The sequence below is a fragment of the Vibrio sp. 10N.261.52.A1 genome (assembly GCF_002876325.1).
GTDB classification, from domain to species: Bacteria; Pseudomonadota; Gammaproteobacteria; order Enterobacterales; family Vibrionaceae; genus Vibrio; species Vibrio chagasii.
Genome location: NZ_MCYD01001042.1, coordinates 1 through 381, shown reverse-complemented (window position 1 = coordinate 381; position 381 = coordinate 1). Strand labels below are relative to the sequence as shown.

The window sequence follows — 381 nt, the reverse complement described above, 5'->3', positions numbered from 1 at the left end:
GGTATAGTCTAATCTAATCACAGCATTCGGCGAAAGTTTTTAACACTGGGTGCATGGACCTTAAAGATTCTGTACGGATAACTGAGGGAATAAGTGAACCTTTGCCCAGACAGTAACTTCAGGTCGAACATCCATTGTAAAAACAACTGCGTTAGGCACTACGTCAATATACTCATAAAGTTCATTTTCAATTTGCGTTGCTGTTATCGATGCCTCCAAAGAATATGCATTTTTTTGAAGAGGCAACTTTAGACAATACTCAACAACATGCTTACTCCCTTGGGACAACTCTATCAAAGCCTTATCAGCAAGCATAAAAGAGCCACTAACAATATTAATCTTTTTATCATCAGATAATTTAAAGTTGACGCTAACCTTGCC

The 381-nt window shown here is 37.8% G+C and carries 1 protein-coding gene; it reads right to left on the bottom strand.

What is annotated here, in order from left to right; genetic code table 11:
• Nucleotides 1-60 precede the first annotated feature (60 nt).
• On the bottom strand, nt 61-381 hold a 321-nt coding region (locus BCT81_RS22565; protein WP_198596946.1), incomplete at its 5' end, for a Wzt carbohydrate-binding domain-containing protein.